Source organism: Pseudarthrobacter sp. CCNWLW217, from assembly GCF_037203985.1.
Taxonomy (GTDB): Bacteria; Actinomycetota; Actinomycetes; order Actinomycetales; family Micrococcaceae; genus Arthrobacter.
Genome location: NZ_JBBCBT010000005.1, coordinates 234240 through 257095, shown reverse-complemented (window position 1 = coordinate 257095; position 22856 = coordinate 234240). Strand labels below are relative to the sequence as shown.

At 66.2% G+C, this 22856-nt stretch carries 21 protein-coding genes; 9 read left to right on the top strand and 12 right to left on the bottom strand.

Features of this window, described 5'->3' with window-relative positions:
* Positions 1–815, bottom strand: an 815-nt coding sequence (locus V9L18_RS08470) for a cytochrome c oxidase subunit I (protein ID WP_337346755.1), incomplete at its 3' end; no start/stop codon positions are given.
* 99 nt (positions 816–914) lie between these two features.
* Entirely contained in the window at positions 915–1649 is a 735-nt protein-coding gene (locus V9L18_RS08465; protein WP_337346742.1) for a FadR/GntR family transcriptional regulator, read from the bottom strand.
* Between the two features lie 190 nt (positions 1650–1839).
* Between V9L18_RS08465 and V9L18_RS08460 the strand changes: the two genes are divergently transcribed.
* From V9L18_RS08460 to V9L18_RS08445, 4 genes are all read left to right on the top strand, one after another.
* Complete coding sequence (locus V9L18_RS08460) at positions 1840–2379, top strand: gluconokinase (RefSeq protein WP_337346741.1); 540 nt, start codon at positions 1840–1842, stop codon at positions 2377–2379.
* 85 nt (positions 2380–2464) lie between these two features.
* Positions 2465–3868, top strand: coding sequence for a GntP family permease (locus V9L18_RS08455; protein WP_337346740.1), 1404 nt, complete (start codon positions 2465–2467; stop codon positions 3866–3868).
* A 182-nt stretch (positions 3869–4050) separates the two neighbouring features.
* A complete protein-coding gene (locus tag V9L18_RS08450; protein ID WP_337346739.1) occupies positions 4051–4869 on the top strand; it encodes an SDR family NAD(P)-dependent oxidoreductase in 819 nt (272 codons plus the stop codon).
* A gap of 189 nt (positions 4870–5058) precedes the next feature.
* The gene (locus V9L18_RS08445) at positions 5059–6507 is read left to right on the top strand and encodes an amino acid permease (protein ID WP_443197937.1); all 1449 of its coding nucleotides are present in this window, start codon (positions 5059–5061) and stop codon (positions 6505–6507) included.
* Here V9L18_RS08445 and V9L18_RS08440 read toward each other — a convergent pair.
* Complete coding sequence (locus V9L18_RS08440; protein WP_337346738.1) at positions 6493–7404, bottom strand: CU044_5270 family protein; 912 nt, start codon at positions 7402–7404, stop codon at positions 6493–6495. The two genes, V9L18_RS08445 and V9L18_RS08440, sit on opposite strands and share 15 nt — an antisense overlap.
* A complete protein-coding gene (locus tag V9L18_RS08435; RefSeq protein ID WP_337346737.1) occupies positions 7401–8012 on the bottom strand; it encodes an RNA polymerase sigma factor in 612 nt (203 codons plus the stop codon). The genes V9L18_RS08440 and V9L18_RS08435 overlap by 4 nt, the downstream gene beginning before the upstream one ends.
* A 203-nt stretch (positions 8013–8215) precedes the next feature.
* Here V9L18_RS08435 and V9L18_RS08430 point away from each other — a divergent pair, with 203 nt between their 5' ends.
* A complete protein-coding gene (locus V9L18_RS08430; RefSeq protein ID WP_337346736.1) occupies positions 8216–8980 on the top strand; it encodes an IclR family transcriptional regulator in 765 nt (254 codons plus the stop codon).
* Between the two features lie 12 nt (positions 8981–8992).
* Here the strand turns inward: V9L18_RS08430 and V9L18_RS08425 are convergent, their stop codons facing one another.
* On the bottom strand, positions 8993–9772 hold the full coding sequence (locus tag V9L18_RS08425; protein WP_337346735.1) for an IclR family transcriptional regulator: 780 nt from the start codon (positions 9770–9772) through the stop codon (positions 8993–8995).
* A 123-nt stretch (positions 9773–9895) separates the two neighbouring features.
* Between V9L18_RS08425 and mmuM the strand changes: the two genes are divergently transcribed.
* Positions 9896–10873, top strand: coding sequence for a homocysteine S-methyltransferase (mmuM, locus tag V9L18_RS08420; protein WP_337346734.1), 978 nt, complete (start codon positions 9896–9898; stop codon positions 10871–10873).
* Between the two features lie 69 nt (positions 10874–10942).
* Here mmuM and V9L18_RS08415 read toward each other — a convergent pair whose 3' ends face one another.
* Positions 10943–11572 carry an FMN-binding negative transcriptional regulator gene (locus V9L18_RS08415; protein WP_337346733.1) on the bottom strand — a complete coding sequence of 210 codons (630 nt, stop codon included), beginning with the start codon at positions 11570–11572 and terminating at the stop codon, positions 10943–10945.
* Between the two features lie 4 nt (positions 11573–11576).
* Positions 11577–12554 carry a DMT family transporter gene (locus V9L18_RS08410; RefSeq protein WP_337346732.1) on the bottom strand — a complete coding sequence of 326 codons (978 nt, stop codon included), beginning with the start codon at positions 12552–12554 and terminating at the stop codon, positions 11577–11579.
* Between V9L18_RS08410 and V9L18_RS08405 the strand changes: the two genes are divergently transcribed.
* Complete coding sequence (locus tag V9L18_RS08405) at positions 12553–13965, top strand: aminotransferase-like domain-containing protein (protein WP_337346731.1); 1413 nt, start codon at positions 12553–12555, stop codon at positions 13963–13965. The genes V9L18_RS08410 and V9L18_RS08405 overlap by 2 nt on opposite strands.
* Here V9L18_RS08405 and V9L18_RS08400 read toward each other — a convergent pair.
* The gene (locus tag V9L18_RS08400) at positions 13942–14352 is read right to left on the bottom strand and encodes a GNAT family N-acetyltransferase (protein WP_337346730.1); all 411 of its coding nucleotides are present in this window, start codon (positions 14350–14352) and stop codon (positions 13942–13944) included. The two genes, V9L18_RS08405 and V9L18_RS08400, sit on opposite strands and share 24 nt — an antisense overlap.
* A gap of 232 nt (positions 14353–14584) precedes the next feature.
* Between V9L18_RS08400 and V9L18_RS08395 the strand changes: the two genes are divergently transcribed.
* Positions 14585–15529, top strand: a complete 945-nt coding sequence (locus V9L18_RS08395; protein ID WP_337346729.1) for a methyltransferase family protein — start codon at positions 14585–14587, stop codon at positions 15527–15529.
* A 34-nt stretch (positions 15530–15563) separates the two neighbouring features.
* On the opposite strand, the gene V9L18_RS08390 is transcribed toward V9L18_RS08395, so the two are convergent.
* The gene (locus V9L18_RS08390) at positions 15564–16115 is read right to left on the bottom strand and encodes a dihydrofolate reductase family protein (protein WP_337346728.1); all 552 of its coding nucleotides are present in this window, start codon (positions 16113–16115) and stop codon (positions 15564–15566) included.
* A 375-nt stretch (positions 16116–16490) separates the two neighbouring features.
* Here V9L18_RS08390 and V9L18_RS08385 point away from each other — a divergent pair, with 375 nt between their 5' ends.
* Positions 16491–17003 carry a hypothetical protein gene (locus tag V9L18_RS08385; RefSeq protein ID WP_337346727.1) on the top strand — a complete coding sequence of 171 codons (513 nt, stop codon included), beginning with the start codon at positions 16491–16493 and terminating at the stop codon, positions 17001–17003.
* Between the two features lie 60 nt (positions 17004–17063).
* On the opposite strand, the gene V9L18_RS08380 is transcribed toward V9L18_RS08385, so the two are convergent.
* The 3 genes from V9L18_RS08380 to V9L18_RS08370 form a co-directional block, all read right to left on the bottom strand.
* Positions 17064–17972 (bottom strand): GGDEF domain-containing response regulator, encoded by a 909-nt coding sequence (locus V9L18_RS08380; protein WP_337346726.1) that lies wholly within the window; start codon positions 17970–17972, stop codon positions 17064–17066.
* Complete coding sequence (locus V9L18_RS08375; RefSeq protein ID WP_337346725.1) at positions 17969–21364, bottom strand: response regulator; 3396 nt, start codon at positions 21362–21364, stop codon at positions 17969–17971. The genes V9L18_RS08380 and V9L18_RS08375 overlap by 4 nt, the downstream gene beginning before the upstream one ends.
* Before the next feature lie 95 nt (positions 21365–21459).
* Positions 21460–22791, bottom strand: coding sequence for an MBL fold metallo-hydrolase (locus V9L18_RS08370; RefSeq protein WP_337346724.1), 1332 nt, complete (start codon positions 22789–22791; stop codon positions 21460–21462).
* Between the last annotated feature and the right edge of the window lie 65 nt (positions 22792–22856).

The window sequence follows — 22856 nt, the reverse complement described above, 5'->3', positions numbered from 1 at the left end:
GGCAGGGCGATGATGTACACCTCGGGGTGGCCGAAGAACCAGAAGAGGTGCTGCCACAGGACGGCGCCGCCGTTCTCCGGGTCGTAGATGTGGGCACCGAATTTGCGGTCCGCACCGAGGGCGAACAGTGCTGCGGCGAGCGGCGGAAAGGCCATGATCACCAGGATTGCCGTGACCAGCGTGTTCCAGGTGAAGATCGGCATCCGCCACATGGTCAGGCCCGGGGCACGCATGCAGATGATGGTGGTGATGAAGTTGACGGCACCGAGGATGGTGCCGAAACCGGACAGCGCAAGGCCAAAGACCCACAGGTCGCCTCCCACGCCCGGCGTGAACGTGGTGTTGTTCAACGGTGCGTAGGCGAACCAGCCGAACGCCGCCGCGCCCTGCGGGGTGATGAAGCCTGCGACGGCGATAGTGGAGCCGAAGAGGAAGAACCAGAAAGCCAGTGCGTTCAGCCGCGGGAACGCGACGTCAGGTGCACCAATCTGCAGGGGCATGATGACGTTGGCGAAGCCGGCGAACAGCGGGGTGGCGAACATCAGCAGCATCATGGTGCCGTGCATGGTGAACAGCTGGTTGTACTGCTCCTTGGTCTGCAGGATCTGCATGCCGGGCTCGAACAGCTCGGCCCGGATGAGCAGGGCCATCACCCCGGCCATCATGAAGAACACAAACGAGGCGATCAGGTACATATACCCGATGATCTTGTGGTCTGTGGACGTGATCCATCTGACCACCATGCTGCCTTTGCGCCGCGGTACTGCTGCGGGCACGGAAGCGGCTGTCCTTTGTGAATGTCCGGCGATGGCCATTTTCCACCTCACAGAATTCCTGTATGGCGCGACAGGGTCCCTAGTTTGAGTCCCTAATTGCAGGCTACTCAGGAACACGGCCTCCGGGAAGAGGAGAGGCTAGTGCAGGCCCATCGCGTTCCGGACCTCGTCCAGGATGTGGTGCATGGCGGACTCAGCGGTGACGGCGTCCCCACCGGCCACCGCGGCAGCCACATCCTCATGCGCCTGCAGCGCTTCGTTCCGCGGCTTGAACGGCATGAGCCCCTGCTTGGTTCGGCTGGTCAAGACCTCGGCCACCATGCCTTCCAGCGCCGTGAACATCTCGTTGCCGCAGCTATGGAGCAGCATCCGATGGAACTCGATGTCCGCGGCCAGGAAGCCCTCAAGATCGCCGGCCTCACCTAGCCGGCGAAGGTCGCCCGCCAACGAAAGCAGCTTGGCGCGCTCGGCGGCGCTCGCCCGGCGCGCGGCCCCCGCCGCGGCAATGGGTTCGACGGCGATGCGCAGCTCCGTGAGGCTGCTGTACTGCTCGGCACTGTTGTCCGAGGCGAGGCGCCAGCGCACCAGCTTGGGGTCGTAGACGTTCCACAGTGCGCGCTCCTGCACCACGATGCCCACCCGGCGGCGGGAATACACGAGGTTCATGGATTCGAGGACCTTCATCGTGTCGCGGGCCACGGTGCGGGAGATCCCGTACTCCTGCTGGAGCAAGTCCAGCGTGAGCCGGCTTCCGGGCGGAAGGCTCCCGGACGCGATGGCTATGCCAACCGCCTCCAGAACGCGTTCATGCATCGCGGGGGAGGCCCCGCCGTCGTCCGCGGTTTCCGCGTCCTGTGGTGTCGCCGTCGACATCTGGCCTACCTTCCTCTGCGCCTGCGCGCCCTGCAATCGTACCGAGAAAGTCGTAAAGGTATGACTTGTGACACCAAAAGATAGTATCTGTGGGCCGAAATGGTGATACCTTATCTCCAGCGCACCTCACTGTGAGATGTGCAACGAGCTTTCTTCACTAAGCCAACGGCGTCTTCTTCGGAGGTAAAACATGCAGTATCCAGCCACGCACCTGGTGGTAATGGGCGTTGCCGGTTCCGGCAAGTCCACCATTGCGGCAGCTCTTTCCCGGCAGCTTGGCTGGGCATGTGCCGAAGCGGACGAGTTCCACCCGCAGTCCAACATCGACAAGATGACCCAGGGCATTCCGCTGCAGGACGAGGACCGCTGGCCCTGGCTGCGGGAGATCCAGAACTGGATGACCACCCAGGCCACCGCCAGGAAAAGCACCGTGCTCACCTGCTCAGCGCTCAAACAGAGCTACCGACGGCTGCTCTCCGATGCGCAGGGCCGGGTCCTGTTCCTGCACCTGCACGGCGGGGCCGACCTGATCGGCCAGCGCATGCAGGGCCGCGAAGGCCACTTCATGCCGCCCACGCTCCTGCCCAGCCAGTTGGCCACCCTGGAACCGCTGACCGACGGCGAACTCGCCGCCGGCAGCCTCCGGCTGGACATCTCCCTCTCCCCGGAGGAGATCGTCGCCGCCGTGATCGCAGCGCTCAAGCTGCCCGCACAGCCGGCGGCTAGCTGACCCCCTCAATTTTGATCGGTCCTTGAGCCCTTGGGCTCGCCGGACCCCCGATTTCCCCCCATAAATTCTGTTTCAAAGGAGAACCATGGTCATCGAAGGATGGACCCAAACGCTGGGCGCAGGCCCCCTGCTGCTCATCGCCGCGGCAGCGATTGTTGTGCTGCTGTTCCTGATCATCAAGCTGCGGATGCACGCGCTCGTCGCCCTGATCGTGATCAGCCTCGCCACAGCATTTGCCACCGGAATCCCCGCCAACCAGGTGGTACCGGTATTGATCAACGGGTTCGGCACCACCCTGGGCACCGTGGCGCTCCTCGTCGGCCTCGGCGCAATGCTCGGCCGCATCGTTGAAACGTCCGGCGGAGCGAAAGTCCTTGCCGAGTACCTGATTGGTGTCTTCGGCGAGAAGCGGGCCCCGTTCGCCCTGGGCCTCGCATCGCTGATCTTCGGCTTCCCCATCTTCTTCGACGCCGGCCTGGTAGTCATGCTGCCCGTCGTCTTCGCCGTCGCCCACCGCCTGGGCGGGGGAGTGCTGCGCTACGGCCTCCCGGCTGCCGGCGCGTTCTCCGTGATGCACATCTTCCTGCCGCCGCACCCGGGCCCGGTTTCCGCCGCAGCCTTCTTCGATGCCAACATCGGCCTGGTCATGATCGCCGGCCTTATCACCGCCATCCCCACCTGGTACGTCACCGCCTACCTGTTCGGCCTCTGGACCGGCAAGAAGCTGGTCCTGCCCGTTCCGGAAATCCTCGGCCACGCCACCGCTGAAGCCGAGTCCCACCCACCGCGTTTCCGCACCATCGTTGGCCTGCTGCTGCTGCCGCTCGTCCTGATCTTCCTCAACACCGGGCTGAACACCCTGGCCTCCTCGGGCGCGCTGTCCGAAGGCGTCAAGAACGAGCAGTGGTTCCAGATCCTGCGCACCATCGGCGAAACCCCGGTGGCCCTGCTGATCGCCGTGCTCGTGGCTGTGTTTGTCCTGGGCGCCCGCCGCGGCAAGGATGCCGGCGCCATCGAGAAGTTGCTCGAATCCTCACTCGGCCCGGTCTGCTCGGTCATCCTGATCACCGGCGCCGGCGGCATGTTCGGCGGCGTCCTGCGCACATCGGGCATCGGCGCGGCCCTGGCGGACGTGCTGGGCAACCTGGGCATCCCGCTGATTCTGGCCGGCTTCCTGATCTCCGCCATCCTGCGCATCGCCCAGGGCTCGGCCACCGTGGCACTGACCACCACCGCAGGCCTGATCGCCCCGGCCGTGGCACTGGCCGGCCTGACCGGTATGCAGGTTGCCGCGCTGGTCATCGCCGTGGCCGCTGGCTCCGTGGTTGTCTCCCACGTCAACGACTCCGGCTTCTGGCTGGTGGGCCGATTCTTCGGCATGGACGTCAAAACCACGCTGAAGACCTGGACCGTGATGGAAACCCTGATCGGTGTGATGGGCTTCGCCATCGCGGCGGCCCTGTTCTTCCTCGCGGGGGTGGCTGGCTAACTTCCGCCTGCCCCAGCCCAACTAAGTAGCAGCAGATGTCGTTTTGAGCCCTCAAAACGACATCTGCTGCTACTTAGTTGGGGGGGCTTGGGGGGCAGGGGGAACACCGGCCGGCCCGCCGTCGTTGTGCCCAGAGGCAGCGTGTTCTACCCGAGCGCTGAATCCCGATCAAAGGACACCCCTTGACCCAACGCACCATCGTGATCACAGGCGCCAGCGACGGCATCGGCGCAGCAGCCGCGCGGACGCTGGCGGAGGCAGGGGACCGGGTTGTCGTCGTCGGCCGTTCCGAGGAAAAGACCCAGGCCCTCGCGAAGGAACTGAACGCGGACTACTTCGTCACCGACTTCGCCGAACTCGCCCAGGTCCGCACCCTCGCCGCGCAGCTCAGGGACGATTACGACCGGATCGACGTCCTGGCCAACAATGCCGGCGGCATCCGGAGCGGGCACCAGCTCACGGTGGACGGCAACGAATCCACCTTCCAGATCAATCACCTGGCACCGTTCCTGCTCACCACCGAGCTCATGGACGTCCTCACCGCCAGCAACGCCAAGGTCATCAACACCGCCAGCGGCGCCAACAACTTCGGCAAACTGGACCTCTTCGACCTCAACGCCGAGCACAGCTACTCCACGCACCGTGCCTACGGCACCGCCAAGCTCGCCAACATCCTCTTCACTTCAGAACTGCACCGCCGGTTCGGCGAGCAGGGAATCACGACGGCGGCATTCCACCCGGGCGTGGTCCGCACCAACTTCGCGGCAGACTCCTCCAGCCCGTGGCGGCACGCCTACAAGACCCTGCTCAACCGCTTTATGCTCAGTCCGGACCAGGGTGCCGACACCATGCTGTGGCTCATCAACGGCACCGCGGGCACTGACTGGGTCTCCGGCGCCTACTATGCCAAGCGCGCACTGGCCAAGGCCAACCCGCAGGCGTACGACGCCGGGCTGGCGCAGGGGCTGTGGGAGGCCAGCGAAGCGTTGGTGGCACCCTAGATCTCCAGGGGGGCGGGTCACCCGAGGTAACAAGTGTGCAATATGAACAAGTTCGCATGATTTTAACGATCGTAATTCGGTGATTGTGCTAATTTCTCTCTGTTGACGTGCATATCTTCGTTACCCGGGACGGGACTGGAGTGCGCGCATCTGCCGCACACCTGCTGACCACCCCTCCTGGAGACGATCGTGGAATCCCCATCACCCCTCACGCTGGACGCTACGACGCCGACCGGGCTGGCACCTGTTCAACCCGGACTCCGCAGATCCATGGGCTCCCGGCACCTGGTGATGATCGCGATGGGCGGCGTTATCGGCTCCGGCCTGTTCCTCAGCTCGGGGTACACCATCTCCCAGGCCGGTCCGCTGGGCGCGGTGCTCGCCTACCTGGTGGGCGCGTTTGTGGTGTACCTCGTGATGGCCTGCCTGGGGGAGCTGGCCATCGCGTATCCGGTCTCCGGGGCATTCCACATCTACGCCGCGCGCTCCATCGGCCCAGCCACCGGCTTCGCCACGGCGTGGCTGTACTGGCTCTGCTGGGCCGTGGCCATCGGCTCCGAGTTCACTGCGTCCGGGCTCCTCATGCAACGCTGGTTCCCGGACGTTGACGTGTGGGTCTGGTGCCTGGTGTTCGCCGCCGTGCTGTTCGGCTTCAACGCTGTGTCCTCCAAGTTCTTCGGCGAGTCCGAGTTCTGGTTCGCCATCGTCAAGGTAGGCGCCATCATTGGCCTCATCGTCCTCGGCGGCGCCGCGCTGTTCGGTTTCCGCCCACTCAGCGACGGCGGCAGCCACCCCAGTCTGTTCGAGAACTTCGCCACTGAGGGCGGACTGTTCCCCAACGGCTTCACCGGCGTACTGGTCACCGTGCTCGCCGTGTTCTACGCCTTCTCCGGCTCCGAGCTCATCGGCGTGGCGGCCGGCGAAACCAAGGACCCCGCCACAAGCATCCCCAAAGCCATGCGCACCACCGTGATACGCCTGCTGATCTTCTTCGTCGGGGCCATAGCTGTCATCGCCGCCACCATCCCGTACACCGAAGTGGGGCTGGACGAGAGCCCGTTCGTTACGGTCTTCTCCGCCGTCGGGATCCCGTTCGCCGCCGACATCATGAACTTTGTGATCATCACCGCGCTCCTGTCCGCCGGTAACAGCGGCCTCTTCTCCTGTGCCAGGATGCTCTACTCCCTGGCGGACGAGGGGCACGCACCCCGGGCCCTGAAGAAGCTGACCCGCCGCGGCATCCCGCTGATCGCACTCTCGGTGAGCATGGTGGGCGGCATCGCCTCGCTGGTCAGCAGCGTGGTGGCCCCGGAAACGGTGTACCTGGTGTTGGTCTCCGTAGCCGGCTTCGCTGTGGTGGGCGTATGGATGTCAATTACCGCCTCGCACTTCTTCCACCGGCGCGCTTTTGTGCGGAACGGCGGAGACATTGCGGCCCTCGACTATAAGGCTCCGTGGTTCCCCGTGGTGCCCATCCTGGCGTTCACGCTGTGCGTCATCTCGCTGGTGGGCATCGCGCTGGACCCCAACCAGGTGGCCGCACTCTATTTCGGCGTCCCGTTTGTCGCGGCCTGCTACGGCTACTTCTACTTCCGGCACGGCCGCCAAACGCCGGTCAGGCCCTCACTGGGGAGCTGAATCCACGATTCGGTAGTCGATGGCGGTGTGTCCGGTCACCTCATTGGACCCGAAGCCAAAGGCAGCGTAGGTCATGATGGTCCGTTCGCCGATGACCAGCCCGTTCGCGGGGTCGATGATCATTTCTGCCCGTTGTCCGGCGCGAAGGGGCTCCGTCCGCCCGATCGCCACGCCAACCTTGCCATCGAAGTTGGCCTGCTCGCTGGCGGTGACTCCGGGGATCAGGGCCAGCGCCTGGTAGAGCCCAGCACGCAGGTCCGCAGGAATGAGCCCCATCCTGAGGATGTCGGTGATCCGGACGAAGTTGTTCTCATCCCGTGAGGCTGATCCGCCCTGATAGCTGGAGTTGAAGTGGTCATACAAGGCCTGCCCGTCCCTCGGCAGGGCAGCCAGCTCGTCGTCTGGCATCAGCGTCCAAGGGCCGCCATAGAAATGTCCGTCCTTCGCCCGGATGACCTCAATTTCCATGGGCACCGGGTGTCCGTCGCCCCAGTCGCGCCTGAGGACCCAGTCGTCGTCGGGGTTTGCCGGACGGTAGACGTCGATGGTCTGGGCGTTCATGCCGTGATTCATGTTTCCTGCCTCGTCGATTCCGGTGACGGACCAGTTGGCGTGCGTGTGCACCAGCAGGTACTGCCCCGGCCCCGGCACAGGATCGACGAAGGTCATGGACTGGTCCGCTACGGCCCGCAGGACGCCTGCTGCGTGCGCGCTTTGGGCGGTGACGCTGATCTGCCCTACCACGAGCGCACCGGCGAGGGCTGCCGCCGCCGTGACCAGGATCCGTCGCGTCGGGCGGGGACGGGCCGGCGGGACGACCACGGCGAGACCGGGGAGCTCGACGAGCTGCCTGCGCAGGGCTTCACGCCGGTCGGACTGGAACTGGGAAGTGTTCATGGTGTTCTCCGTCCAAGGATTGCCTGGGCATCAGGCTCGTGTTCCTGCACTATCTGGCTGTAAAGGGTCCCCAGCCGGGACTTTGCCCGGTGGAGTCGTGACTTCACCGTTCCGTCCGCGATGCCCAGGGCGGCGCCAGCGGCCCTGGCTCCAAGGCCTTCAATGATGCAAAGGGTGAGCACGTCCCGCTCCGGTGGCCTCAGCCGGGTGAAGGCCTCCCTCAGCACAGTAGTTTTGAAGGTGGACTCGTCGGCTTCGGCGATACTCTCGGCGATGTCGGATTCATCCGCGGGCGGGGGAAGCTGGCTGAGGAAGTGCCTGTAGCGGCGTTGCTGGCGGACATGGTTGCGAAGGGTGTTGTTTGTCGTCACCAGGAGCCAGGGCAGTATTGAGTCATTCACCATGCGGATGCTGGCCCGCCGTCGCCATGCTTCGTAGAAGACCACGGCAGTGACGTCCTCAGCCACATGCGGCTGGCCCAGCACTTTTGTCGCGTGACGCCAGACCCGGTCATGGTGGCGGTCAAAAAGTATCCCGAAGGCGTCGCCATCACCGTTGAGCACCTGGCACCACAAAACCTCATCCGAGACATCCGATGGATCGCCCATACCTCATAGTGTCCGGTCGCCGGCGCCGGTTCCATGATGAGGGGACTATTTTGGGCTGGGTCATGTAGGCAGCCCCGGATATCAGGGGCCCGGAAGTGAACGTACGACGTCGGCAGTTCCGTAACCAGCGCACGTCGCCTCCGCGACCGCCGGGGATTGCCGTGGAACAATAGTGCGGGCACCGGCAGTAAGGGGTAACAGGCGTGGATTCGTCCGCAGAGGCGTCATCGTTGGCGCAGGGGCTCCGCATTCTCCGGCTGGTGGTTGACCGGGAAAAACGCGGCCGGCAGCAGCCCGGCGTATCCCAGCTGGCGGCGGAACTGGACATGGACCAGGGCCGCGTGTCCCGGCTCGCGCAGGAGCTGTGCGATCTGGGCCTGCTGGAGCGGGCGGACCGGGGACCGTTCCTGACCGGGCCGCGGTTCTTCAGCCTGGCCGCTTCGCTCAACACCGGCTGGGTACGTGAAGCGAAGCCAGAACTGGAGTCGCTGGTTTCCGCCCTGGGGTTGCGGGCACGGCTCTCTATTCGGGACGGCTTCCGGGCGATCCTGTTGCGCACTTCCAGCAACGACGCCGGACTGGGCAGCTTCGTAGCGCCGGGGATGGTGACGCCGGTGTGGTGTACTGGTGCCGGGCGGGCCTTGCTCTGGGACCACGACAAGTCCGCCCTGGACCAGTTGCTGCACGAGGTGAACTTCATCGGGGTGGGTGGCCCCGGCGCCGCACATTCCATTGATGAAGTGTGGGACCTGATGGCCCGCGACGTCCCCAGGGGCTACGTCACTTCCGACGAGGAATTTGAGCACGACATTGTGGAAGTCGCCGTCCCTGTGCGGAAGACCGACGGCGCCATCCTCGCCTCGCTCAGCGTGCTGGGAAGCCGTGCCCAAATGGGACTGGATGCCGCGGGAGTTGCCACCGTTCTGCGTGGGGCAGCGGAGCGGCTGGGTTCCTTTGCTGCCAGCTAGTCCTGGATCCGCCTAGGCCCGGCTGCTTCGCGGCTGCCGGTACCCCAGCCTGGCCTCAAGCCATGTTCCCTGTGCCACCAAAGCCGCGGCGCACTCAGTCCGCCGCGGTTCCAGACGGGCTTTAGTGCCGACGATCTGCAGCGCTGCCGCCACCTCGCCCTTGAAGTCCCGGACGGGCACGGCCAGCGAATAGAGTCCCGGCTCCGCTTCCTCATCCACCACTGAGTAACCCCGCAAGCGCGCCGCGGCCAGCCGCGCAAGGAAGTCGTCGACGTCGGACGGGGTATTGGGGCCGTGCCGCACAAAGTCGACGCCGGCAAACACCGTCCGCACCTCGGTGTCCGATGACTCCCACAGTGCAGCCTGCCCGGCGTCGCTGCAGTACGCGGGGTAGGGCCTGCCCAGCCACGAGCCCACCAGGTTGCTGCTGGCCGGAACGCTTTCGCCGATGGTCACCGTGCCCGCGCCGTGCAGCACCCCAAGGAAGCAGGCCTCGTCGGTGTCTCGGGCCAAGTGCTCCAGAGCCACGGCACCGTCTGTATGCAGCCTCCGGGCGGTCAACTGCTGCGCATCGGTCAGGAGGGACCAATCCAGGGTGTACGTGCGCTCGCCAGTCCGGCTGAGGAATCCCTCCTGCTCACCGGTGCGGAGGTTCCGCGAGACCTGGCTGCGGTCTTTGTCCAGATCGGCGGCGATCCCTGCCACAGTGCCGCCGGCAAGTCCTGCGCCCTGCCGTGTACCCAATGCCAGGATGGCCAGCATGCCGCGGCCCATGCTGGAGGATTTCGACATAGGCCAGAGTCTAACGGAGGTGCCGTCAGCCAGCCCGGTCATAGTTCGCCATGATCATTAAATACATCTTGAATTGTTTATGATGAACAACGGACCCTTCCGCAAACTTCCGGAGTTCATGCCATGCCCCGCAATAGCACGCTATCCCGGCTTCTCGATGCCCGGGCGTACCTCACGGCCGACGGCGCCCTTGCCACCGAGCTGGAGGCGCGCGGCTGCAGCCTGGATGACCCGCTGTGGTCGGCCAAAGTCCTTTTGGAGCAGCCGCAGCTGATCCGCGATGTGCACCGCGACTACTTCGAGGCCGGCGCAAATGTGGCAACGACCGCCAGCTACCAGGCCACGCCGCTCGGGTTTTCGCAGCGCGGGCTTTCAGAAGACGCGGCGCTGGACCTCGTCAGGCTTTCGGTCCGCCTGGCCGATGAGGCCCGGCTCGAACACCTTGCCCGGAATCCGCAAGCAGGGCCGCTGCTGGTGGCCGGGTCGGTGGGCCCCTACGGCGCCTACCTCGCAGACGGCTCGGAGTACCGCGGGGACTATGTCCTGGATGCCGAAGCCTTTAAGGATTTCCACCGTCCGCGCATCGCGGCGCTGGTGGACGCCGGCGCCGACTTCCTGGCGTGCGAGACGCTTCCGTCCTTTGCCGAAGCAGAGGCGCTGCTGGCACTGACGGGGGAGTTCGACGTCGAATCCTGGTTCTCCTTCTCGCTGCGGGACGGAGCGCACATCAGTGACGGCACACCGCTGGCTGCGGTAGCGGAACTCTGCGGGTCCGATGATCGCGTGGTGGCCGTAGGTGTGAACTGCGTGCCGCTGCACCTGGTCCCGGCCGCCCTGGGAGCCCTCGGCGAGGCGGGCACCAAGCCGCTGGTCACGTACCCGAACTCCGGCGAATCCTATGACGCCGCCACGAAGACCTGGGCCGCCGGATCGGGCGCTGAAGGCGGGGCTTCCGGAGCAGGAGGCGTGCCAACAGGGCTTGCGGCAGGAGCCGGTGCCTGGCGGGAGCTCGGTGCCCGCATCCTGGGCGGCTGCTGCCGCACCACGCCGAGGGACATCGCTGCCCTCGCCGCCGCCCTGCCGCCCACCCCAAGTAGGTAGCAGCAGATGTCGTTTTGAGGCTCCATAACGACATCTACTGCTACTTAGTTGGGCGGCCGGGCACCCAGATTAGGGGCGCGTCGGACGGGCCCGCTCGACGTCGGCAGCGCTCTCCGACTGCCCCCGGGCGCTGAGCCCATTAATCACCTCGTCGATGTCGGCGTCGGGCCGGTTCTGGCTCAGCTTGGCCTTCGCCTCAACCCTGGAGATCACCAGCTCGATGCCCACGATCGCGCGCAACTGGCCGGCGATGTAGCGCTCTGGCGCGTCGTCCACGCTCCATGGATGGTCAAAGCCGGCCTCATGGACGCCGGTAAGGCGCCTGACCTGGCCCGCGAGCCATGCCGGATCCTCGTGGACCACCAGGGTGCCGTACACGTGGGCCGTGGAGTAGTTCCAGGTGGGCACCACGCGGCCGTGCTCAGCCTTGGATGCGTACCAGGAAGGCGAAACGTACGCGTCCGCGCCCTGGATGATCATGAGCGCTTCGCCGATGGCAGGCTCAGACCACTGTGCGTTGTTCCGGGCCAGATGCCCTTGCAGCGCGCCGTGCTCGCCCACCGCAGCATCGTAGACAAACGGCATCAGCGTAGCCAGCAGGCCCTGCGAGGTCATGGTGACCAGGTTGGCGGCCCCGGGTTGGTGGAGCAGGTCCTTGACGGCCTCGGGGCCAGGTTCGAAATGGGCAGGAACGTACATGATGCTAATCCTTTGCAGGTTGGAGGGTTCGGGGAGTGGGGAGGAAATCGGGCTGTGCGGCAGGCGGCTTGAGCCGGACCCGGACGGCGGCCCCCGCGCAGAGGATGACGGCAAAGCCGCCCACCATAGTGGCCCACGTCAGGGTTTCGCCCAGCAGCAGTCCGGCCCAGCAAATGGTCAGCACCGGCTGGATGAGCTGGACCTGGCTGACCTGGGCGATGGGGCCGATGGCCAGCCCGCGGTACCAGGCGAAAAAGCCCAGGAACATGCTCACCACGCCGAGGTAGGCAAAGGCGGCCCACTGGACCGGCGTCGCGGAAGGCGGCTGCAGCGAGACGGAGACGGCCGTCAGTGCCACCATCAGCGGCGAGGCCAGCACCAAAGCCCAGGACACGGTTTGCCACGCACCGAGCTCACGGGCCAGCAAACCGCCTTCGGCATAACCGACAGCGGCAGCCACCACCGCGCCGAGGAGCAGTACGTCAGCCCAGTGCAGTTGTCCGAAGCCGCCGGACTGCAGGGCGGCGAAGGCGACGGCGGCGAGGACTCCGACGGCGGTGATGAGCCAGAATGCCAGCGGCGGACGTTCGCGGCCGCGGAGGACAGCCGCCGTCGCGGTCGCGGCGGGGAGCAGGGCGATCACCACGGCGCCGTGGCTGGCTGGGGTGCTTGTCAGGGCAAAGGACGTGAGCAGCGGAAACCCGACGACGACGCCGGCGGCCACGACTGCCAGGCGCGCCCATTGCACGCCTCGGGGGAGCCGCTGCCGGGTAAGTGCGAGGGCGAAGGCTGCGAGGAGGGCGGCCACCACTGCGCGGCCGGAACCGATGAACAGCGGGGACAGGCCGGCGACGGCGACCTTGGTGAACGGAACGGTGAAGGAAAAGGCCGCTACTCCGATCAGGCCCAACCAGAGTCCGGTCGGCGGTGATGGGGATAGCACTATGCGTCCCGACTGAGTAGCGCTACTATTGTCTCTCATGAACTACGATAGCAGTTCCCGGATTGTGGCGCACTTGAAAAAATGGATCGCCGCAGCGGCGCCCGGTGCGAAACTGCCATCCACCCGTTCCCTGGTGGCCGAGTACCAAGCAAGTCCCGTCACAGTGCAGAAGGCCCTGCAGACCCTCACGGCACAGGGCCTGATTGAGAGTAGGCCCGGCGTCGGGACGTTCGTGCGGGCGGTCCGGACCGCGCGTCCGTCCGACTACGGCTGGCAGAGCGCGGCCCTCCGGTCACCGCTGGCGCCGCTTCCCCCTGCCTCCAGCACCATGCGCACGGTGGCCAACGATGCCATCTCCTTCCACTCCGGCTACCCGGACCGCGAACTCCTGCCAGAACGGCTGGTCCGTGCCGCCCTCGCCAGGGCAGCCCGCGGCGACGCAGCGCTATCCCGCCCGCCCGCAGCCGGTATGCCGGAACTGCAGTCGTGGTTCGCGCAGGAGCTTGGCGCCTTGACGCCTGCCGGGACCACACCGCCGAACCCGAGTGACGTCGTCGTACTTCCCGGCAGCCAAAGTGGGCTGAGTTCCATCTTCAGCGCACTCGCTGGCCGCGGACAGCCGCTGCTGATGGAATCACCGTCCTACTGGGGTGCCATCCTGGCTGCGGCCCAGGCCGGCGTGCGCGTGGTTCCGGTGCCCAGCGGGCCGGACGGTCCGGACACCGCGGAATTGGCCCGCGCCTTCGAGGAGACCGGCGCGCGGCTGTTCTACGCCCAGCCCAACTACGCAAATCCCACTGGTGCCCAGTGGTCAGCCGAACGGCGCGAACAGGTCCTGGACGTAGTGCGCGCGAAGGGCGCATTCCTTGTGGAGGACGACTGGGCCCACGACTTCGGCATCACCTCCAACCCGGTTCCAATCGCCTCCCGCGACGACTCCGGGCATGTGGTCTACCTGCGCTCGCTGACCAAGAGCGTTTCTCCGTCGATCCGTGTGGCCGCGGTGATCGCCCGCGGCCCGGCGCGAGAGCGCATCCTGGCGGACCGGGCGGCCGAGTCGATGTACGTCAGCGGCCTGCTGCAGGCGGCAGCGCTCGACGTCGTCACGCAGCCCGGGTGGCAGACGCACCTTCGCAGCCTCCGCCACCAGCTCGAAGCCCGACGCGACCTGCTGGTCACCAGCCTGCGCCGGCACGCGCCGCAGGCACACATCGAGCAGGTGCCCAAGGGTGGCCTGAACCTCTGGGCACGGCTTCCCGACGGGACCGACCTCGAACGCCTGACCCGCAATTGTGAAGCGGCCGGAGTGATCATCGCAGGCGGCAACGAGTGGTTTCCCGCCGAACCGGCCGGCCCGTTTATCCGCCTCAACTACTCGGGAACGAACCCGGGCGCCTTTCCCGAAGGCGCCCGGATCATCGGCCAGTCATTGGAGCGGAACAGGGGTTAGGGCTTCAGGGCGGCGCTCCATGCACACCAGCCCGGGCCGTGCGTCCCACGAGGGGACGGTGACGAACCCCCTTGATTCGTATAGCCGCGCGGCCTGTGTCCGCCAATCCCAAACTGAGAGGCGCACAACGCCGGTGCTCTCCCGCAGGACAGCATCAAGGAGCGCGGAGCCGATGCCGCGGCCGCGTACCTGCGGGTCAGCCCAAAGCCGCTTGATTTCGGTGGCACCGCGGGCCTTTGAGGCGATGGCGACTCCAACCGCTTCGGCGTCGATCTCCGCCAGGTACACCAACGCCGTTTTGAATACCGTTTCGGGGCAGTCGACCTCGGCTTGGTAGTTTGGCGGAAGTTCCTCATCCGGCCCCAGCGACGGAAGCGACAGGTTCACGGCCTTCTCATGCTCCGTTTGTCGCAAGTAAGTCCCAATGAGGCGTCCTACTTGCCTCGAATCCGGCCCGGTCAGGAGGGCACGTCGAACCGTGGGTTGAGACGGGGAAGCTGGCATGTATCCACTATTGCGCACCGGTCCGCCCGCGCCAACCGTCCCGCGGCCGAAAACCAGCCAGCGGAAGGCTGGCTGGAAGTCAGTAGGCTTAGGCCAGCAAGCCGAAGGACGATGGGTGGGGGTTGAACCGGTGACGGAGTTGGTTCGGTGGGCCCGGGCCTATTTTGGCGTCCAGGCGGTAGCCGGTGCCTGCTGGTGGGTTGCGGTCTTCATGTCGCCAGCAGTGCGTGAAGCGACCCTCGGAAATCTCGACCCGATTACCGTGGCCATTTTAGACATTCCACTGTTCGTCATTGCCTCAGCTATGGCCGCAGCAGGCGTCCGGGCTGCCGCGGTGGTGGGTGCCGGCTGGACGTGTGCCGTCGCCATCGCCATGGCGGTTTACGCCACGGTCACAACCGAAGCGGGTTGGGGCGTGCTCACCATGGGTGCCGCCGCCGGAGCTTCGCTGGCCTCGCTCGGCGTCATCCTGCGCGGGCGCGTACCGACCTCGTGGATCATCCGTGGTCCGTTCGCATTCCGTCCCGCCACTGTTCGCTCCAGCCCGGCAATCCACGTGCTTTCAACTTTCGGTCAAATCGTCCTTTTCTGGGGGTTTTTCCTGGCGATGATTCCGCTTGGCATCGCGTTTTTCGAACAGCGCTGGGCGGTGGCAATCCCCTTTCCCTCAGTGGCAGGTCCTGTGGGCGTGGGGGTTCTTGTACTCGCCAGCGCCCTGGGCATCTGGTCCGCAGTGGTGATGTCGGCCCTGGGAAATGGCACGCCGCTGCCGGCGGCGATGCCCAACCGCCTGGTGATCGCAGGCCCGTATCGCTGGATCCGCAACCCGATGGCCGTCGCAGGCATCGTCCAGGGCGCCGCGGTTGGCATCATCCTGCAGTCGTGGCTTGTTATCGCCTACGCGGTGGTTGGCTCCCTGGTATGGAACTATGTTGTCCGGCCGCTTGAGGAAGCTGACCTCCTGGACCGCTTCGGCGCAGACTTCGAGCGATACCGGGACACGGTGCGTTGCTGGGTGCCCCGCATACCGAAGGCCCCGCGCTCGCCGTCCCTGCTGTAGGACTCCTGTAGGCCGCCCGCTCGAAGACCGTGGCTCAGCCGCCCAGCAGGCTGTACGTGCTGATGACGTTGCCTTTGCTGGTCCTGTACTCATCCTTCAGGGTGAGGCGGGTGACGGGGTCGCCGTCCTCAAACAGGCGCCTGCCGCTGCCGGCCACTACCGGATGAGTCATCAGGGTGAGCTCGTCCAGCAGCCCTGCGAACAACAGCTGACGCGTGACGGAAATGCTGCCGAACACGGCGATCTCGCCGCCGTCGCGCTGTTTCAGCTCCGCGACAAAGTCTTCCAGCGGGCCCTGGATCAGGTGCGAGTTCTGCCACTCCAGCGGCTCAGGCAGAGTCCTGGAGGCCACAAACTTTTCCATCGGGTTGATGAAGCCGGCGAAGTCGTCGTCCACGGTCGCGTTGGGCCAGTAGCCCGCCCATTCCTGGTAGCTCACCCTGCCCAGGACTCCGGTGTCCACGCGCTCCATCATCTCCGTCATGCCCTTGCCCAGGTCTTCGTCGAAGCTGTCGAACTGCCAGAGGTTCGGGTCCGACACCACTCCATCAACGGAGTGGAACAGGCCAGCAGTTACTTTGCGCATGAGGACCTCCAAGAAGGGTGCGTACGGTGCGTATCGGTCCGGCGGCATGGCCGGACAAATCCACCGTATTCGGTGCTTCCTTGGCAGGGAAGGGCCGCGGAACCGGCTACTGTTCCGGCAGCTCGACCGGAATGCGTAACTTTAGGCCCAGTGGGCACCCGCCACCGGCGTAGATCCGAGGCCGGCGGCTTCGCAGGCGTCCGTAAATGACGCATTTTGGGCAGCCTTCCTTGGCACGGAAATCGCTCCCCGAGACGGCCTGGAGTTAGGTTCGTCACCACTGCCTGCGTGTTGCCCGAATCCGCGCTCCGGCAGCCCCATACTGGTGTTGATGCGGCCTGTCGCCGCAGCCCCCGGCCAGGCAGGAGGAAATGCGTGGAAACCCTGAAGAAGATTGTAAAGAACGAGTATTTTCCTGCTGCCGCGGTTCTCGTGGCAGTGGTGCTGTTTTGGGTCATCGCCATGTTCGGCGGGCTCTCGCTCCTGAACAATAACCAGCCGCCGATGGCTACCCTGACATGGCTGCTGTTCGTCTACGCGGCCGCAGTGCTGACACCGCTCGCCGGCGTCCTGGCCGCCATCAACCTGGTCCGCCGCTGGCAGCGCAACCGTCAGTACGCGCAGGCTGTGGCAGGCGTGCAGGATGATGTTGACCTGGCGGATGAGCCGGAAACTGCAGCGGAGCCTGCCGTTGTGCCGTCAGCCGAGCCCGAGCCTGTGCCGGTCCAGCGTGAGCAGGGCCGCCTCGAACCGCAGGGCCGTCCTGTGCCCAAGCAGCCGGCACCGAACCACCAGTCAACGAACCACCAGCCAACGCAGAACCGCCCGGCCAAGAGCCAGCCGCTCAAGAAGCCGGCCCAGTCGAAACAGCGCAAGAAAGCCGCGTAGCCCAGCCGCCAGCCAGGACTGGTGGTGAAAGCGGCCAGCCAGGACTGGTGGTGAAAGCGCCTACACTGCCAGCTCCACCCGGTTCCGCCCGGCCGCCTTGGCCGCATAGAGCGCCGCATCGGCTTCACCCAGGAGGGTCTCGGTGTCGGCCTGGTGATCCGCACTGTAGGCGGCGATGCCGGCGCTCAGCGTCAGCTGCCCACGAGGGTCGCCGGAGTGGGCCAGTTCCAGGTCGCGCACGCTGACCAGCGCCCGCTCCATAAAAGCCTTGGCGCCCAGCTGCGACTGGTTCGGCAGGACCAGCAGGAACTCTTCGCCCCCATACCGGTAGACGCCGTCGCTTTTGCGCGCCGCGCCCACCAAGGCCGCAGCCACGGCCCGGAGCGCGAGGTCGCCCGCCTGGTGCCCGTAGATATCGTTGTAGCTTTTGAAGTTGTCCACATCGCACATGGCCAGGCAGTAGACCTCCGCGTACCGCTGGCTACGGGCGTGCAGCTGCTCCAGGTCCTCTGCCAGCTTCAGTCGGTTGTGCAGGCCGGTGAGGGGGTCCGTCCTCGCCTGCTGCGACAGCACCTTACGGTAGTGGGCCAGGTCGGCGTGAAGCGTAGTCACTCGCAGCGCCACCAGCAGCCGCGCGTGCAGAACGAAAGGGTCCAGGGGTTTGGTGACGTAGTCGTCCGCGCCGGCCTCCAGCCCGGCGAGAACGTCGTCGCGGGACCCCTGCGAGGTCAGCAGCACCACGTAGGTGTAAAGGTCCGCGTCCCGCGCCCGGATGGCCCGGCACAGCGCCAGCCCATCCATCCCCGGCATCATCCAGTCCGTGACCACCACGTCCGGCTGGTGTTCCAGGTACAGCGCCCACGCCTCGTCGCCGTCGGCCGCCGCCAGGCAGTCATGCCCGTAGCGTTCGACGGCGGCCCTGGCCACTAAGAGCGAGCCCGGGTCGTCATCTGCCACCAGGACTTTCACTGCGCCACCTCCAGTGCTTGATCGAGTTCGAAGTTCACCCGCGCGAGCTCAGCCTCCAGCCTGCTGACCAGTTGCGGGCCGCCGTCGTGATTTCCGTTGCGCCCCATCTCTTCCAGCTGGCCGCACAGGCTGGCCACGGCCGTTGCTCCAATGTTGGCCGCCGCGCCCTTCAACGTGTGCGCGGCCTGCGCCAGGGCCAGGCCGCCGCCATTGTGCACGGACTCCCGCAACACTGCGAGCCGGGCCGGAACGTCCTTCCGGAACGCCGCCGCGGCGGCCGGCAGCAGGCCCAGGCCATCCTCCGGGCCGAGGCCCCGCAGCATGGCCAGCCGGTCCGGATCCACCGACGGCGGTCCGCCGCCCGTGACAGCCAGCAGCTGGGGAGCCAGATCGGGTACCCAACGGGCCAGCGCGGCCTCCAGTTCCGCAGCGTCCACGGGCTTGGAGAGATAATCGTCCATGCCCGCAGCCAGACAGCGTTCCCGGTCGCCGTCGAGGGCGCCGGCAGTCATGGCGATGATGGGAAGGCGGCTCCGCTTGCCCTCGCGTTCCCTGATGACCCGGGTAGCCTCGAAGCCGTCCATGACCGGCATGTGGCAGTCCATCAAAATGGCGGCGTACTGGCTTCGGGCGGTGGCTGCGACCGCCTCGGCGCCGTCTGCCACTACGTCCACGGCATAGCCGAATTTGGTCACGGTGGCCCGGGCCACCAGCTGGTTCACCGCGTTGTCCTCCACCACCAGGATGCGGCCGCGGGAGGGCGCCTCCGCCATGGTCAGCTCAGCGGAGGACTGCTCCGGGACCGACCCGGCAGGCGCAGCGGGGTCCGCGGCGAGTTCCCGGGTGGACATCAGGCGTACCAGGCGGTTATAGAACTCGGAGCTGCGTACCGGCTTCATGAGCCATTCGCGCACCCCTGCGGCGGCGATCTCCGCTGCGTTGACCTGCATCGTAGAGGTCAGCATGATCAGTTGGATGTTAGCCAGGCCGGCGTCGGCCTTCATGGTGCGGGCGAGCTCCAGGCCATCGGTGTCCGGCATGCAGAGGTCAAGCACGGCGAGGTCGAACGGCTTCCCCGCGGCTGATGCCTCGCGTGCCCGGGCGAGGGCAGCTTTGGCGTCGGGAACCGCTTCCGGCTGGAGCTTCCAGCCGCGGAGCTGGGATTCCAGCACCAGGCGGTTGGTGGCGTTGTCGTCCACCACCAGCACCCTCAGCCCCGTGAGGAAGCCGGCTGCGGGAACAGGATCGGTCGACGGCGGTGCCACCGGCAGTGGGATCCGGAACCAGAACCTGCTGCCTTCCCCGGGCACGCTTTCCAGCGCGATCTCGCCACCCATGGCCTCAGTCAGCCGACGGCAGATGGCCAGGCCCAGGCCGGTGCCCCCGTAGCGGCGGGTAGTGGAGGCGTCCGCCTGCGAGAAGGACTCGAACAGCCTCGCATGATGGGCGGGATCAATGCCGATACCGGTATCACGGACTTCGAAGCAGACCATCGCGGTGGTGCCGGGCTTGGTGTCAGGCTTCTCCACCTTCACCTGGATGGACACCTCCCCGGCCGCGGTGAACTTCACGGCGTTGGAAGCGAGGTTTAGCAGGATCTGGCGGATCCGCCCGGAATCCCCGTTCAGCCTGGCGGGAACATCGGCTTGGCAGTAGGCGATGAGTTCCAGGTTCTTGGCCTGCGCCGGCTCTGTCAGCAGGCCTGCCACTTCCTCCACGAGCATGCGGGGATCGAACGGCCGGACGTCCAAATCCACCTTGCCGGCCTCCAGTTTGGAGAAGTCCAGGATGTCGTTGATGAGGGCAAGCAGCGCTTCACCGGCACCCTTGACGCCTTGGGCATATTGCTTCTGTGTCTCGTCCAGGGGCGTCTCAAGGAGTAGGGCGGTCAGTCCCACCACGCCGTTCATGGGTGTGCGGATCTCGTGGCTCATGGTGGCCAGGAACTCTGATTTGAGCCGGCTTGATTCCAGCGCGGCTTCCCGCGCCGCCTGCAGCTCCTGTTCGGCGGCCCGGCGCAGGGTGATGTCCCTGGCAATAACGGCGACCCCGCGCACGTTCCCGGCCTCACGGATGGGGGAGATGGTCAGCGACACCGGGATGACTGTCCCGTCCTTGCGTAGGTGCTCGATCTCGAAGCTCATGGCTTCGCCGCTGTCGCGAAGCTGCTCGAACACTTCATCATCCGCGGCTGTGCTGTCCGGCGGCAGCAGGAACCGGGCGTCGCGGCCCAGCGCTTCCGCGGCCATGTAGCCGTACTGCCGCTCCGCCCCCGGGTTCCAGCTGGTGATGATGCCCTCCGGCGTAGTGCTGAAGATGGCGTCCGAGGAGGACTTGACGATCGCGCCCAGTCCCTCGAGCTCCGCCGTCCGGGCAGCAACTTCCTGCTCCAGTCCGGTGGTGAGGGTGAGGTTTTCTATGATGATCAGGACCTGGCGGACCAGGATGCAGGCGACGGTGATTCTTGCCACCACCAGCAGGAAGGCGCTCATTTCGCTGACGTGCGGGGCCGCAACCATGATCACGGCCACCAGGATCGGAACGTAGGGCAGCAGCTCCAGGGCCAGTGCAAAGGCCTTGCGGTCCGGCCGCGGTTTCTCGGCATAGGGGAGCAGCGGTGCGAGCGCAATCAGGAGGAAGGCGCCAATCCATCCCAAGGCCAGCGGTGATCCGGTGACGCCCGCGACGCCTTCGAACGTCAGCCGCACATAGATGCTGTCCGTGATGGTGAGGACCAGCAGGCCGCCGCCGAAACACAGCCACGGCAGGCGCTCACCGGGCTGCCTGCGCATTCCGAGGACCAGCACCAGGGACGTCATGACCACGTCCACCACAGGGTAGCCCATGGACGTGAGCCGGGTCAGGAAGTCGCCTTCCGCGCTGAAGGCCGGGCCCAACGCCGTATACCAGCTGACCACCAGGACGGAGCCAGCGATCACAGCGGCGTCCAAGGCAGTCCGGACCATCCCCACCCGGGTGGTGCCGCCGGGACGCTTAAAGCTGAAGAGGGCGATGGCGGCCGGCACGGAATAGGACAGGAACAGGGCGTCAGCCAGGGAGGGGAAGGGGTAGACGTGGTTGTTGGTGAGGCCGAAGTACGTCCAGACGAGCATGCCGGCCGCCCAAACGTAGGCTGCCACCGACATCAGGGTCCAGGCCCGGGCATTCACGCCGCCGCGGCGTGCGGCGTGTGCGCAGCTTCGACCAGCCAGGATCGCGGCCAGGAGGATGGAGAAATCACCCGCCACGATGGCGGTTGCAGTGCTGCTGTTGGCAGCAAAATATAGCCCTAGAACCGCCATCACCACGGCACCAAGCGCAATCAGCCAACCCAGTTTGGCCGTGCGCCTGCCAGTGGCGGGACGATGTTCCAGGAGACCTGTCTGAGACACGCGGATCCCTCCCCATAGGTGCGCCCTTTACCCATAAAAACGTGAGACCTGGGCCCGCCCGAGACCTGGGCGGAGACGCACCCCTATGATATCCCTCACACCTCAAGAGCGCCGTACTTTGCGTCCACGTGGACCACGTCCCGGCCGGCGCGCTGGAGCAGGCTGGCAGCCACCCCGGAGCGGTACCCGGTGGCGCAGTGCACCCACACCCTGCCGTCTGGAATCTCGGCCATCCGCCCCAGCAGCTCATGCAGCGGGATGTTGACCGCCCCGGCCACGTGGCCGCCGTCGTACTCGTCCGTCCGCCGCACATCCAGCACCACATCTCCGGCGGCTCGCCCGTGCTCCAGTTCGGCCCAGCCCACCAGTGGATAGTGCGCGACGGCGGTGCCCGGCGCAAGTGCCGACGGCTCGGTTCCGATAGCGGCGTCGGGGGAGTCGATGCCGATCCGGGAGAGGTCCCGGATGGCCTTTTCGACGTCGTCGCGGGCTCCCACCAGCGTCAGTTGCCGGTTCCACGGCAGGACCCAGCCCAGGTAGGCGGTGAAGCTGGAACCGCGGCCGTACTCAAAGCTGACAGAACCCTGCAGGTGGCTGCTGGCGAAGGCCACCCGGTGGCGGAGGTCCACCACCCATTCACCGTCTGCCAGCCGGTGGGTGAGCTCGTCCGGATCCAACGACTCCGGTACGGCAAGGTCCGGGGCGTCCGGGCCCCTCCGGTTGGCCGGGGCCATGTGCGCGTAATAGGACGGGTAGGCGGTGAGGTTGCTGATGAGCTCCCGTACAAAGTGCTCCTCGTCAGGATCCGTGAAGGCGTGGTTGGTTCCCTGCTGCTCGCCGATGGTGGAGCCGTAAACGCCCGACGCCGGCCCGGACGAACAGAAGGAGCCGAACCCGTGCGTGGGGTAGAGGGCTGCGTCCGGCCTGGCCTCGGCGGCGAGGCGGCGGACCGAGGAATACTGCGCGTGGGTCAGCTGTTCGGTGTCGCCATCATTGACCAGATCCGTCCTGCCCACCGATCCGTACAGCAGGCTGCCGCCCGAAAACACCGCCTGTTCCCGGCCGTCCGTCACCACATAACTGAGGTGGTGGTGGGTGTGGCCCGGCGTGGCCACCGCCTTCACGGTGAGCCGGCCCACCTGGACCGTGCCGCCGTCGGCCATCTCCACGCGTTCAAACTCGACGGCGTCCGCTCCGTTCACGAGGTAGGCGGCGCCGTGGGCGCGGGCCAGGATGAGCCCGCCGGTGAGGTAGTCGTTGTGCAGGTGGGTTTCGGCAACGTGCGTGATCCTGACGTTGGCTTCCGCGGCAGCGGCCTCCACCCGGTCCGTGTCCCGCTGCGGATCGATGACCAGCGCCACCTGCCCGTCATGGACCAGGTAGCTGCGGTCCCCGAGCGGCCGGGTTTCGATGACAACGACGTCCATAGATTCATTGTCCTCGCATGCGGGATTCGCGGCTGTGCCTTGCTTGGGTGGGCGTGATGCCCTCG

What these genes read in the sequence shown, in the direction of transcription:
- V9L18_RS08415 (WP_337346733.1), bottom strand. Translation starts at nt 11,572, where the DNA reads ATGTACGTTCCTGCCCATTTCGAACCTGGCCCCGAGGCCGTCAAGGAC.
- V9L18_RS08465 (WP_337346742.1), bottom strand. Translation starts at nt 1,649, where the DNA reads ATGTCGACGGCGACACCACAGGACGCGGAAACCGCGGACGACGGCGGG.
- V9L18_RS08435 (WP_337346737.1), bottom strand. Translation starts at nt 8,012, where the DNA reads ATGGGCGATCCATCGGATGTCTCGGATGAGGTTTTGTGGTGCCAGGTG.
- V9L18_RS08370 (WP_337346724.1), bottom strand. Translation starts at nt 22,791, where the DNA reads ATGGACGTCGTTGTCATCGAAACCCGGCCGCTCGGGGACCGCAGCTAC.
- V9L18_RS08410 (WP_337346732.1), bottom strand. Translation starts at nt 12,554, where the DNA reads ATGAGAGACAATAGTAGCGCTACTCAGTCGGGACGCATAGTGCTATCC.
- V9L18_RS08455 (WP_337346740.1), top strand. Translation starts at nt 2,465, where the DNA reads ATGGTCATCGAAGGATGGACCCAAACGCTGGGCGCAGGCCCCCTGCTG.
- V9L18_RS08390 (WP_337346728.1), bottom strand. Translation starts at nt 16,115, where the DNA reads ATGCGCAAAGTAACTGCTGGCCTGTTCCACTCCGTTGATGGAGTGGTG.
- V9L18_RS08405 (WP_337346731.1), top strand. Translation starts at nt 12,553, where the DNA reads ATGAACTACGATAGCAGTTCCCGGATTGTGGCGCACTTGAAAAAATGG.
- mmuM (WP_337346734.1), top strand. Translation starts at nt 9,896, where the DNA reads ATGCCCCGCAATAGCACGCTATCCCGGCTTCTCGATGCCCGGGCGTAC.
- V9L18_RS08440 (WP_337346738.1), bottom strand. Translation starts at nt 7,404, where the DNA reads ATGAACACTTCCCAGTTCCAGTCCGACCGGCGTGAAGCCCTGCGCAGG.
- V9L18_RS08460 (WP_337346741.1), top strand. Translation starts at nt 1,840, where the DNA reads ATGCAGTATCCAGCCACGCACCTGGTGGTAATGGGCGTTGCCGGTTCC.
- V9L18_RS08425 (WP_337346735.1), bottom strand. Translation starts at nt 9,772, where the DNA reads ATGTCGAAATCCTCCAGCATGGGCCGCGGCATGCTGGCCATCCTGGCA.